The sequence below is a fragment of the Sphingomonas sp. genome, from assembly GCF_036269755.1.
Taxonomy (GTDB): domain Bacteria; phylum Pseudomonadota; class Alphaproteobacteria; order Sphingomonadales; family Sphingomonadaceae; genus Sphingomonas.
Genome location: NZ_DATBDV010000004.1, coordinates 40,206 through 52,765 on the forward strand (window position 1 = coordinate 40,206; position 12,560 = coordinate 52,765).

Here is a 12,560-nt window from a genome sequence, read left to right on the forward strand (position 1 = left end):
GACCCAATGTCTGTCATTCAAAGCCTGGATCAGGTGCCGCGAAAGCCGACATCGTGGATAGTTCTCGGTAACTGCCGCTAGATCGCCGCGAGTCGTTGTGATCGCAGGTTTCCAATCACGCGAACGAATATAAACTGGAAGCCAAAGAGCAACAGTTTGGAAGCGAGCGGAAAAACAGCGAGGAAGGTGGGCCACCACGCCGTGAAAACCAGCGCGACGATCAGGTTTGTCGCCCCAGTCAAGAACATCAGAGCCGCCCAAACATAGCCGAAGCGCACCATAAGGTCCTCGACGCCCGCAAGCTGTTCCGGCGCAACGTAGCGGTTCATCCAGCCGCGCCGCATCATCGTCGCGCCGACCAGCGCGTAGACGATAGTAGGCTTGGCCATTACAAACCGCGGATCGCGCGTTACCAACGTCGCAGTCGCCCCGACGATAACCAGCACCAAACTTAGCCATTGCACAGCGGCGACCGGGCGTCGGCGAACAAGTTCCCAGCCAACGACAGCAATCGCCGTCGCCGCGCCGACGACAGTAGCAGCGATCAGCTCGACATGCGTGGCCATCAGCACTGCGAAAACGATCACGCCGAGCGAGTCGAATATCAGCGGGACAACGGCATAGAGCAGCTGTCTCATGTCCGCTGGTCCACCATCGAAAGAGCGGAATCTGGCTGCATCGACAGGATCATAATTCTAGCTCCGTGAATATTGACAGCGGCAATATTGACGGAGCGCATGGCGCAGGTCAAGAAGATATTTACAGTGTCAACTTAGGAGAGCCGATTATGCCGTCCTCGTCGGGAAGTGACGTGCCAGCTAAGGCAAGGCCGTATCACCACGGCGCTTTACGCGAGGCGTTGCTCGCGGCTGCTGAACGTCTGCTCGAACGTGACGGCATCACGGGCCTGACACTGCGCGCAGCCGCCCGAGAAGCCGGCGCGTCGCACGCCGCGCCCAAGAATCATTTCGATGATCTCACCGGTCTGCTCAGCGAACTGGCGGCAGTAGGATTCAATCGCTTGAGCGATCGTCTACGATTGGCCGCGTCGAACCAACCTACCGAGCAGAGCAAACTCAACGCGATCGGATTTGCTTATGTCGAATTTGCGGTAGCTAATCCGGGCCTCTTCCAATTGATGTTTCGTGGCGAGCGGCTGGATTCCTCGCGCCCAGCACTCAGGAAGGCGAGCGACGAATCGTATGCTCTATTGAAAGGGGCAGTTGCCGCTGCGCACTCCGTTTCACAGCTTGGCGGCGGCTCGTTAGCTGCCGCCGCACGCGTTGCCCGCGCGTGGACGATGGTTCACGGCTACGCGATGCTCCTGCTCGACGGCCGCCTAGAAGCCCTGTTCGATGGCGGCGTTCCGGCACTCAATGCACCGGTATTGCTTAGAGCAATGCTGGAGCTTGAATGATCCAGCTAGGCAGTGGCGAACGTCCGCTTTAGCAGCGCCTTTGCTTGGAACCCGTCGGTCTGAAATCCACCAATAGCGGTCGTCCGGCGCCGCGCCGCCAGCGAACTGCGCAAAAAAATGGGGCGGTCCGGGGGGGACCGCCCCGTAGTTCGGGGAAACCGGCGTCAAAGGGGGGAAGACGGCCGGCCCGGTCGCGGCAAGCAAGGGGATGACTCCCCGCGACGGAGCCTAGGTAGGTCCGCTTTGTCGCAACGCAATGGCGGATGTGTGACAATTTGTCGCAAGGCGGCGGCTACCAGGAATTGATCGTCGTGACCGTGACCTGGTCTTGCTCGACTGGCGTGGGCGGTGGGGCAGGGTGGGGCGTCGGCCTGCTGGGCCGCGGCGGTGCGACGGTGGCCGGGGTAAGCGGCGGGCTCACCGGTGATGCCGCGGGCGAGGGATTCTCAGCTGGCGTCGGGTCGATCGCAACGATGGCTGCGGCAGGCGTTCGCGCGGGCGCCGGTTTGGAGTCGAGCGTCGGATTTATCGACAGCGCGACGATGACGCCGATCACGATCGCGGCGAGCACGCACGCGATCGCGACCAGCCAGACGCGAGCGTCTGGGCGGCGCATCTTCACTATTGCGGTGCGCCGGACGGCGTGCCGCCGACCGCCGCGGGCGCGCTTGGCGTGGCGGCGGTGCCTGGCGGATCGCCATTGCCGGGGCCTTGCATCGCCGGCGGCTCCTTGGTCGGCGCTACCGGCTCGCCGTTCTGCGACCCGGTCTCTTCGGATTGCGGGACGGTATCGGCGGGTTGGCCCTCGCTTGCCGTCTCGGAATCGGCGGGCGAGGGCGCGTGCGCGTTCGACGTTGCGGCCGGCGCGGCGGCGTCGGCGTTTGTCGCGCCGCCGGTCATGCGGAACGCGACCAGCCCCATCACGAGCCCCGCGGCGACGACAAGTGCGAGCACGATCGTGAACTGGCGGTCTTTCATCCGATCCTCTTCGGCAAGTGGCACTTGCCGCTGGCCTAGCCGCCAAGTCGTGAATATTGCGCAAACTCGCGACGTTCGGAACCGCCGCGATGTCCGGCCGTTTTGGAGCCGTGCGGGGCGGTAATCCCCCTGCTCAGAATCAGCTTGCGTGTTCGTTCGAACGAACTAAAGCGCGCTCGTGGTCCAGCAACGACTCCTCGACATCGCCATCGAGCAATTCGGCCAGCACGGCCTCGACGGCGTCAGCACGCGCGAGATCGCCGCGGCCGCGGACACGGCGATGTCGTCGATCACCTATCATTACGGCGGCAAGGAGGGACTCTATCTCGCGGCTGCGGACGAAGTCGCCAAGCAGATGGGCGACCTCGAATCGGTGACGGTGTTCGACCAAATCATCGCGCGCGGCGACGCGGCCGAGGCGCGGGCGGCGATCGCCACGATCATGCGCAACTTTCTCGAACGGCTGCAGGACGAACGCAGCAATGCCTGGGCGCTGTTCATCATGCGCGAGCAGCTCGCGCCGACCGAGGCGTTCGAGCGGATCTATGCCGGCCCGATGGGGCAGACTGCGCGCGTGCTGGTCGAGCTAATCTGCGTCGCGACCGGTGCGCACGATCGCGCCGGGGCGCGGATCGCCGCGATTTCCTTGCTCGGCCAGGTGCTGGTGTTGAAGGCGGCGCGCGCGACGTGCCGCAAGATGCTCGAGCGCGAGACGCTGAGCCGCGACGTGATCGACCAATATGCCGCGCGGGTCGTGGCCAATATCGACGCCATCCTCGACCGGATGATCGCCGAGCGACAGGAGCAAGCATGAGCGAACAAGAGACGGCCGGGGGTGAGGATCGCCGCGAAGGCGAAGGCGAAGCGGGCAAGGACGGCGAGAAGAAGACTCCGATCTTCCGCAAGCCGCTGTTCTGGATCATCCTGATCGCCGTGGTCGCGACCTTGGTGATCGGCGGCACGCTCTATTATCTCCACGCGCGACAGTTCGAATCCACCGACGACGCGTTCGTCGACGCACACATCGTCCGCATCGCGCCCGAAGTCGCGGGGACTCTCGTCCAGGTCGCCGATATCGACAATCGTCACGTCAAGGCGGGCGATTTGCTCGCGGTGATCAAGCCCAACGGACCGGAGGCGCAACTCGCCGAGGCACAAGCCGGGGTCGGCCAGGCACAGGCGCAATTCAGCCAGGCGCAGGCGCAGATCGCGGCGGCGACCGCAACGCGCGACCAGACTCGCGCGCAGTCGCTCGCGCCGCTCGCTGCGGCGACCAAGGCGGCGCAGGATTTGGCGCGGTACGAGAATCTCGCGCGGATCGATCGGTCGGCGGTCGCGGCCACGCAGCTCGACCAGGCCCGCGCCAACGCGCGCTCGACCGCGGCCGAGGCCGCCGCTGCGCGGCGTCAGGTGGCGAGCGCCGATGCCCAGATCGCGGTCGCGCGCAAGGCAGCCGACGCCGCCAACGCCGCCGTGGCTGCGCGCCGCGCGCAGGCGCAGCAGGCGCGGATCACGCTCGGTGACCTTCGCCTCACCGCGCCGGTGTCGGGACAAGTGGTCAACCGCCAGGTCAATACCGGGTCGTATGTAGGGCCTGGGTCGCAGATCATGGCGATCGTCCCCGATACGATGTGGATCACCGCCAATTTCAAGGAAACCCAGCTCAAGGACATGCGGATCGGGCAGGAAGTCGCGATCAAGGTCGATGCCTTTCCCGACGTCAAATTCCGTGGCCGAGTCGATTCGATCCAGCGCGGCGCCGGTCAGGCTTTCTCGATCCTGCCGCCGCAGAACGCGACGGGGAATTACGTGAAGGTGGTGCAGCGCGTGCCGGTGCGGATCACCTTCGTGGTCAGCAAGGGCGACCCCGATCCGCGCAACTACCCGATCGGGCCTGGCATGTCGGTGGTGCCGACGGTCAAGGTTCGCTGACGTGGCGAGCGCCGCCGCCAAGGCGGGGCACGGCGGATGGGATGCCAGCCGCTCGGCGGCGGGACCGTACAATCCCTGGCTGATCGTCGGCATCATCTCGCTGCCGACCTTCATGGAAGTGCTCGACACCTCGATCGCCAATGTCAGCCTCGATCATATCGCGGGCGGGCTGTCGATCACGGTCGACCAGGCGACCTGGGTGCTGACCAGCTATCTGGTCGCCAACGCGATCGTCATCCCGATCTCGGGCTGGCTGTCGGACGCGATCGGGCGCAAGCGCTATTTCCTGATATCGATCGCATTGTTCACGATTGCGTCGTTCGTGTGCGGCATTTCGCCCAACCTGACGACGCTGGTGATCGCCCGCGTGTTCCAGGGGATAGGCGGCGGCGGGCTGGCACCGGTCGAGCAATCGATGCTGGTCGACAGCTTCCCGCCCGAAAAACGCGGCATGTCGATGGCGGCGTTCGCGATCGTCGTCGTGGTCGGTCCCGTGCTCGGGCCGACGTTGGGCGGCTACATCACCGAGACGTGGAGCTGGCATTGGGTGTTTCTGATCAACGTGCCGGTGGGAATCCTGGCGATCGTGCTCACCTATCTGTTCGTCGCCGAGCCCGAGCAAGTGAAGGCCGACCGCGCCAAGCGGATCGCGGGCGGGCTGCGGATCGACTATATCGGCGTGCTGCTGGTCGCGGCGGGGCTGGGGTTTTTCGAGCTGACGCTCGATCGCGGCCAACGCGAGGACTGGTTTTCGAGCGGCTTCATCATCGCAACCGCGACGATTTCGGCGGTGTCGCTGATCGCTCTGGTATTCTGGGAGCTCAATCACAAGGACCCGGTGGTCGACCTCAAGCTGCTCAAGAACCGCAGCTTTGCCGTCACATTGCTGGTGATGGGCATCACCGGGGTGATCCTGTTCGGCACGACTCAGCTGATCCCGCAAATGCTGCAACAAGTGCTGGGGTACAGCTCGTTCGACGCCGGGCTGGCGATGACGTTCGGCGGGCTCGCGACGTTGGTCGCGGTGCCGTTTGCCGGGCGGCTGACGGGCAAGGTCGATGCGCGCATCCTGCTGGGCGGGGCGTTGTTCGTGCAGGCTGCGGCGTTGTGGAACATGTCGCACTGGTCGGCCGACATCACCTTCTTCGACGCGGCGACCGGACGATTGTACCAGGCGATGGCGCTGCCGTTCCTGTTCGTGCCGATCAACTCGGTCGCGTATCAGGGGCTGCCAAGGGAGAAGACCGCGCAGGCGTCGAGCTTGCTCAACGTCGCGCGCAACCTCGGCGGGACGATCGGGATTTCGACCGCACAGACGATGCTGGCGAACGCCGTTCAGCGGCATCAGTCCGAACTGGTGCAGAAGCTCAACCCGCTCGATCCGAACTACACCGACTGGATGATGAAGGCGAAGGGGGCGTTCGCCGGGCTCGGCGATCCGACGGTTATGCCGCAAGCCGTGCTGTACCAGATCGTCGGACGCCAGGCGGCGATGCTCGGGTTCCTCGACGTCTTCCGCTCGCTGATGCTGATCATCCTCGTGCTGATGCCGTTCGTCCTGCTGCTCCGCTCGGGCAAGGGCGGTGGCGCCGGAATGGGACATTAGGACTAGATATGCTCAAGAAACCGATCCTGCTCGTCTCGATGATTGCGGTGACCGCGTGCACCGTCGGATCGAACTATACCAAGCCCGATCTGGCCGTCCCAGCGACGTTCGCCGGACCGCAGGGCGCGCCGCCGCCGGGGCAGGCGATCGATCCCGCGCGCTGGTGGGAGGCGTTCGGCGATTCGGTGCTGACGGGGCTGATCGACCGCGCGCTGAAGGACAACCCCGATATGGCGACCGCCGCCAGCCGCGTGCGGCAGGCGCGATTGGGCGAAATTCAGGCGCGCGCGCAATACAAGCCGACCGTCGATGCCACCGGTAACGTCACCGACGTCCGGTTCAGCAAGAATGCCGGCTTCTCGTCGCTCGCGCGCGCCTTTTCGGGGGGCGGCGGATCGGGCGGCGGGACGGCGGGCGGCGTGGCGCTGCCGGGCGACAATATCACCACCTATGCGGTCGGGTTCGACGCGAGCTGGGAGCTTGACATATTCGGTGGCGGGCGGCGCGGGGTCGAGGCGGCGCTTGCGCGGACCGAGGCCGCCGAATGGAACCGCCGTGACGCCGCGGTGACGCTCGCCGCCGAAGTTGCCGACGCGTACTTCGCGCTTCGGCTCGACCAGGAGCAGGTCGCGGTGCTGAACAGCGAGATCGAGCGCCAGGCGCGCGCGCTGCAGATCGCGGGCAATATCGCCCGGGTCGGGCTGGTGCCGTCGATCGATGTTACGCGTCAAAGCGGCAACATCACCGCGACGCGGGCGAGGCTCGAGCCGCTCAAGGCCGACCTGGAAGTGCGCAAGCACGCGCTCGGCGTGCTGCTGGGGCAGAACCCCGAACAGCTGCTTGGCGAACTCTCGCAGCCGCTGCCGCCGCTCGGCGCGACGCCACCGATCCCTGCGGGGCTGCCGAGCGATTTGCTGCGCCGCCGGCCCGACATTCGCGCCGCGGAGCGCAATCTGGCGGCATCGACCGCCGATATCGGGGTCGCGACTGCCGACCTCTATCCCAAGTTCAGCCTGACCGGGATTGCGCAACTGATCTCGACCTCGCTCGCGACATTGTTCAGCGGCGACAGCCTCCAGCTGACCGGGACCGGCGCAGCGACCTTTCCGTTGCTTGACTGGGGCAGGCGCAAGGCAACCGTCGGCGTCCGCAAGGAGCAGCGCGAGCAAGCGTATCAGCAATATCGAGCGACGGTGCTGCAGGGTTTGCGCGACGTAGAGGATTCGCTGGTGCGGATCGATGCCGAACGCCGCCGCAATGCGCTGCTGCGCCAGGCGCTCGCCGATGCGGACCGCACCGTGACCGCGGACCAGGCGCGCTATCGCGCCGGGCTGGTCGCGCAGGACGCGGTCATCAACACTCAGGTGGAAGTGCTGCGCGCGCGCGAAAACGTCGCCGCGAGCGACGCGCAGCTGCGGCAGGACACGGTGGTACTGTTCAAGGCGATCGGTGGGGGCTGGTCCGACGCTTCGACCGCCGGCTGACGCGATATGTTGCTTAACGGCAACACAATGCTCGCGCGTCTTTCGCCTGTTCGAACGTGGTAAACATCCGATTCGGAGAAGTTAACAAATAGTTAATTTCGAGAGCTTTAGCTGTCCAAGTCGACACGTTTGTCGGCCGGAACGTTCCAGATAAAGAGCGACCCGCCTCCGTCGGCATCTCGTTGTTTAAACGAGGGAAACCGTCGGGAAGCGGGCCGTCTAAACCGCTTTACCAGGGGCGAACAGTTTCGCCGTGGACAAGCGCAATGAGGAACGCGAGCATTGCTTTACTCCTTGTGCGCCCACCCCGGGCACGGAGCGATTGTTAATTGAAATTTAACCAGAAAGCAATCGGATCGGCACCGGAAAGACGGGCAGTAGACAAAGCGCAAATCGTGCGGACTTAAGAGTTCTTTCAGCCCATCGATCTATCGCCCGAACGATGGCGCCCGCTCGCACACCGACCAAAGCTGCCGGCAAGGCCGAAAATCGACGTGGGCGTGCGGCGCTGACCGCGGCTAATCGTGAGCCCACCGACACGTCAGCAGCGGCACCATGGCTCGCGCAGGCATTGCTCCAGATATCCAACCAGGGGACCTTGCGCCGGCTGCTTGGAGTGGCACGCACCAACGACCTCGTGCTCGATGTCGCCGATCGCATCGTCGCGGTGCTGCCCGACGCGACGGTTGCGGTCGTCGGCCGCTGGACGGTCGAGGTCGACAGCTGCGTTAGCGACGCCGCCGAGCTCGCCGCTTTCGCGAGCACGCTGGCCGCCGCCATCGCCGACCCGTTCGATCTCGACGGCGAGCAGCACGCGATCGAGCTGGCGATCGGCGTCGCGGCGGGGCCGCCCTGCGCCATCGACGATGTCCGTCTGGCCGAAGAGGTCGAGGACGCGCTTGCGCAGTCGCGCAACGAACAGGTTCCGGTGGTGCGCGATCTGTCGCAGGTCGATCCGATGACCGACGCGCTGGCGCTTCGCCGCGATTTGCCGGGCGCGATCGATCGCGGCGAGATGTTCCTGCAATATCAACCCAAGGTGCATGTGCGCCGCCAGGAAGTGGCGAGCGCGGAAGCCCTGGTTCGCTGGCGCCATCCGACTCGCGGGCTGATCCTGCCGGGGGACTTCATTCCGCTGGCGGAGAGCAGCCGCGAAATCGACCGATTGACGCTGTGGACGATCGAGCAAGTGATCGCCGACCAGGCGCTGCTACGCCGCGACGGCCAGAACATCACGATCTTCATCAACATTTCCGGGCAACTGCTCAGCAACGCCAAGTTCGTGAAGCGCGCCTGCGAGATCGTCACGTCGACCGACGTGTCGTTGGGGTTCGAAATTACCGAGACTTCCGTGATCCGCGATCCGGGGAGCGCGATTGCTAACCTCAACGTGTTCGCCGACCACGGCATCGAGATCGCGATTGACGATTACGGCGCCGGGCTGTCCAGCCTCGCTTATCTCAAGCAGCTCCCTGCACGCGAGCTCAAGATCGACAAGATGTTCGTGCTGCAACTCACCAGCAGCAACCGCGACCCGCTGATCGTCCGGTCGACGATCGACCTCGCCCACGCGCTCGAGATGGAAGTCACCGCCGAAGGCGTCGAGACTCCCGCCGCGCTCGCGTTGTTGAGCGTGATGGGGTGCGACATGATCCAGGGCTATCTGATCAGCCGCCCGCTCGAGATCGATGCGTTCCGTCACTATATGCGCGATCACAAGGATGCGGCACTGGTCGATACCGCACGCGCGACATTTAGGGCCGGAGCGCTCCGCCGGGTCGGCTGAATGCGCTTAGCGCCGTCTTAACGCGAGCTGGTCCATGTCCAGCCCGTCATGATTTGCCGCCTCGCATCCATTTTGGCCTTTGTCTTGGCTATCGCCACGACGCCGGCTGCTTCGTTCGCGCAGGAGGCTTCCCTCAGCGACCCGGTGGAGCGGGCGTTGAGCGATGCTCAGACGACCATGGCGAGTGACCCCGCCAGCGCGGCCCGCAAGGCCGCGGCGGCGCATGTTCTCGCCAAGAGCTTGGCCGAGCCGTTTCGCGATCGCGCGTTCGCTACCGCGCTTTGGCTGCAAGGCGAAGGTATCTTGCGTAGTGGCGGGGACGCGGACGAAGCAGGCCCGCTACTTTCGCAGGCGTTGTCGTTGGCAAATCGGGTCGCTAAAGACACCAAGCTCAACGGCGACATCCTGTTCGCGCGGGGAAATTATTACGCTGAGACCGCCAAGTCGCCCGCCGCACTGGTAGATTTCCTGGCCGCGCACAAGATTTTCAGCAAGGTTGGCGAGACTCGAGATCAGGCCAAGGCGCTGGTTGCGATCGGGTCGATCTATCTCGATGCCAACGATTTCACGGCGGCGCTCAAATATTTCGACCAGGCGCTCGAAGTGTATCGCGGCGATCCGCAATTGCTGTTTTCAATTCGCCAAAACCGCGGCGATGCGCTCCGCGAGTTGCACCGCTACGACGCGGCCGAAGCGGAGTTTCTCAAAGCCCGCGACCAGGCCCGCATCCTCGCCAGCCCCGAACGCGAAATGCTCATCCTGCGTAGCCTGGCGCGCAACGAATTGTCGTCTGGGCGTTTGGCGGACGCCGATCGTACGCTCGCGCTCGCATTCCGTTCGGGTGGAAGCGACGCAAACGATGACGCGCAATTGTGGGCGCTCTCGGCACTGTCCGCCCTCAAGCATCGCCAGCTGTCGGAGGCGCGAATCAGGATTCAGCGCGCGTTCGCGATTGCCGACGCATCGGCGAGCACGGTGCAGTTTTGGGAGGCTCATCGGACCGCTTATGATATCTACGTTGCGTTGAACGACAAGCCGAACGCGCTCGCGCAACTTATCGCGATCAAGAGCCTCGACGATCAAACCTCGCGACTAGCGGCGTCGATCAACACCGCGACGCTTGCGGCGCAGTTCGATTTCGCGAACCAGGAACTCAAGATCGCCAACCTCCAGCGCGACGATGCGAAGCGGCGCGCCGACACCCAATTCTGGATCTTCGTCGGCTCGGGCGCCACCGCCATCGTCATTTTCGGGATGCTAGGGTTTGGCTTGATCACGATCCGGCGCAGCCGCAACGAGGTACGCGCCGCGAACGTCGATCTCGCGGCGACCAACACCGCGTTGGGCAAGGCATTGGCGGCCAAGACCGAGTTCCTCGCGACGACCAGCCACGAGATCCGGACGCCGCTCAACGGTATTCTCGGCATGACCCAGGTCATGCTCGCGGACCAGCGGCTCGATCCGACAATGCGCGACCGCATCGGGGTGGTGCATGGCGCCGGCGTGTCGATGCGCGCACTGGTTGACGACATTCTCGACGTCGCCAAGATGGAGACGGGCAACCTCACGATCGAAAAGGCGCCGGTCGATCTTCCCGCGATGCTCAAGGACGTGTCGCGGATGTGGGAAGACCAGGCTCGGTCCAAGGGGCTGGCATTCGACCTCGACGTCAGCGGCGCGCCGAGCCGGATCGAAAGCGACCCTGCGCGGCTGCGGCAGGTGGTGTTCAACCTGCTATCGAACGCGCTCAAATTCACGCAGCAAGGCTCGGTCCACGTCTCGTCGGGCGTCGTCGCCGGCGCGGACGGCGAGCAAGTAATCATCGCGATCCGCGACACCGGGATCGGCGTGCCGGCCGAAAAGCTCGAATTGATCTTCGAATCGTTCCGCCAGGCCGACGCCGGCACCACGCGCCAGTTCGGCGGCACCGGGCTCGGCCTCGCGATCTGCCGCAACATCGCGCGCGCGATGGGCGGCGACGTCACGGTCGAGAGCGAGGATGGGAAGGGATCGACCTTCACGCTCGCGGTGCCGCTGATCCGCGTCGCCGAAGAAGCGCCGGTCGCTCCGGCGGAACAGGCTGGCGCGTTGCTGATCGTCGACAAGAACCCGATCAGCCGAGCGATGCTCAAGACGCTGTTCACGCCGCGTGTGCCTGCGCTCAAGGTCGCGGGGTCGATCGACGAAGCCGTGGCAGCGGTCGCGGCGGGCGGGATCGATCGCGTGCTGACCGACGAAGCGACGATCGCGATGAACGGGAACGCCGAAGACGGCATCCGCGCGCTTGCGGGCGTGCCGCTGTCGCTATTGTGGACCAATCCCGACGCCGCCGCTCGCGCCCGATTTGTCGCGGCCGGCGTTGACCAGCTGATCGCAAAGCCGATCGCCGGAACCGCGCTGGTCGAGGCGATCGTTACGGATGCGATGCAAGATAATGTTGATAGTCGTGCCGCATAGGTCGATAGGTGGCGGCGTGCCAAACGATACCCTGACGCCGCACCCTTGCGAGGGACGCGAATGAACGTTCTGTTTATCGAGGACGATCCGATGAATCGCCGCGTGGTCGGCGATATGCTCGACGTCGCCGGCGCCACGATGACCGAGGCAGAAAGCGGCGAGATCGGGCTCAAGCTGATCGAAGAACGCGATTTCGACATGGCGCTGATCGACCTGCGCATGCCGGGGATGGACGGCATGACCGCGATCCGCGCGATTCGTGCGCGCACCGACGCCAAAGGCAAGTTGCCGATCATCGTCGTCACCGCCGACACCGCGCTCGACCTGCGCGAACGCTGCCTCGCGGCTGGCGCCGACGACGTGCTGTTCAAACCGGTCGCGATGGACGCGCTGTTCGAGGCGATGGGGCGCATCCTCGCGGGCGGCGAGGGGGATGTGATCCTCTAAATCGGCGTATCGGTAGCGTCGCCGTGCGGCTCTTTTCGGTTCCAAAGCCGCTCGAAGAGCCGGAAGACGGACACATTCGCCACCAGCGCAACAATGACGAACGGCATGATCGCCCGCCCGCGAATGTGCCAGTCGGGTAGCGGGATGACCAACCCGCCAAGAAACTGTGCGAGGAATAGAGCCGGGGCTACAGCGGCAAAATACGGCTTCCGGTAATTCTTTCTGTGCTGATACAAAATCAGCGCGAACGTTCCTAAAAGGCCGACGAAAAGCCAGCCTCGCTCCTCGTCACCCCTGTTCCCGAAATAAATCACGATGGGCGCGAGCAGTGGCAGAACCGCTATTGCGAGAAGGCATCCGGCCACTTGCTTCGACGGCGGATGAGTTTCATCCGGAAAGCCGTCACCGGCATCGTCGTCTCGCGCTATATCGCTTTCCCCCGTCACTCGCAGA

General features: G+C 64.6%; 12 protein-coding genes. 8 read left to right on the forward strand and 4 right to left on the reverse strand.

Features of this window, described 5'->3' with window-relative positions; genetic code table 11:
- Positions 1-77 precede the first annotated feature (77 nt).
- Positions 78-638: an inner membrane-spanning protein YciB gene (locus tag VH326_RS02505; RefSeq protein WP_329630221.1), complete on the reverse strand. Its 561-nt coding sequence runs from the start codon at positions 636-638 to the stop codon at positions 78-80.
- 65 nt (positions 639-703) lie between these two features.
- Here VH326_RS02505 and VH326_RS02510 point away from each other — a divergent pair, with 65 nt between their 5' ends.
- Entirely contained in the window at positions 704-1,417 is a 714-nt protein-coding gene (locus VH326_RS02510) for a TetR-like C-terminal domain-containing protein (protein ID WP_329630222.1), read from the forward strand.
- Positions 1,418-1,709: 292 nt separating this feature from the next.
- Here VH326_RS02510 and VH326_RS02515 read toward each other — a convergent pair whose 3' ends face one another.
- A complete protein-coding gene (locus VH326_RS02515; protein WP_329630223.1) occupies positions 1,710-2,033 on the reverse strand; it encodes a hypothetical protein in 324 nt (107 codons plus the stop codon).
- Between the two features lie 5 nt (positions 2,034-2,038).
- The gene (locus VH326_RS02520) at positions 2,039-2,395 is read right to left on the reverse strand and encodes a hypothetical protein (RefSeq protein ID WP_329630224.1); all 357 of its coding nucleotides are present in this window, start codon (positions 2,393-2,395) and stop codon (positions 2,039-2,041) included.
- Between the two features lie 178 nt (positions 2,396-2,573).
- Between VH326_RS02520 and VH326_RS02525 the strand changes: the two genes are divergently transcribed.
- From VH326_RS02525 to VH326_RS02555, 7 genes are all read left to right on the forward strand, one after another.
- Positions 2,574-3,209 (forward strand): CerR family C-terminal domain-containing protein, encoded by a 636-nt coding sequence (locus tag VH326_RS02525; protein WP_329630225.1) that lies wholly within the window; start codon positions 2,574-2,576, stop codon positions 3,207-3,209.
- Positions 3,206-4,327, forward strand: a complete 1,122-nt coding sequence (locus tag VH326_RS02530) for an HlyD family secretion protein (protein WP_329630226.1) — start codon at positions 3,206-3,208, stop codon at positions 4,325-4,327. The genes VH326_RS02525 and VH326_RS02530 overlap by 4 nt, the downstream gene beginning before the upstream one ends.
- A 1-nt stretch (position 4,328) precedes the next feature.
- Complete coding sequence (locus tag VH326_RS02535; protein WP_329630227.1) at positions 4,329-5,933, forward strand: DHA2 family efflux MFS transporter permease subunit; 1,605 nt, start codon at positions 4,329-4,331, stop codon at positions 5,931-5,933.
- Between the two features lie 8 nt (positions 5,934-5,941).
- On the forward strand, positions 5,942-7,417 hold the full coding sequence (locus tag VH326_RS02540; protein WP_329630228.1) for an efflux transporter outer membrane subunit: 1,476 nt from the start codon (positions 5,942-5,944) through the stop codon (positions 7,415-7,417).
- Between the two features lie 442 nt (positions 7,418-7,859).
- Complete coding sequence (locus tag VH326_RS02545) at positions 7,860-9,203, forward strand: EAL domain-containing protein (RefSeq protein WP_329630229.1); 1,344 nt, start codon at positions 7,860-7,862, stop codon at positions 9,201-9,203.
- A gap of 156 nt (positions 9,204-9,359) precedes the next feature.
- Complete coding sequence (locus VH326_RS02550) at positions 9,360-11,660, forward strand: ATP-binding protein (protein ID WP_329630230.1); 2,301 nt, start codon at positions 9,360-9,362, stop codon at positions 11,658-11,660.
- Between the two features lie 60 nt (positions 11,661-11,720).
- On the forward strand, positions 11,721-12,107 hold the full coding sequence (locus tag VH326_RS02555) for a response regulator (RefSeq protein ID WP_329630231.1): 387 nt from the start codon (positions 11,721-11,723) through the stop codon (positions 12,105-12,107).
- Here the strand turns inward: VH326_RS02555 and VH326_RS02560 are convergent.
- Positions 12,104-12,553 carry a hypothetical protein gene (locus VH326_RS02560; RefSeq protein ID WP_329630232.1) on the reverse strand — a complete coding sequence of 150 codons (450 nt, stop codon included), beginning with the start codon at positions 12,551-12,553 and terminating at the stop codon, positions 12,104-12,106. The two genes, VH326_RS02555 and VH326_RS02560, sit on opposite strands and share 4 nt — an antisense overlap.
- Positions 12,554-12,560: the final 7 nt, after the last annotated feature.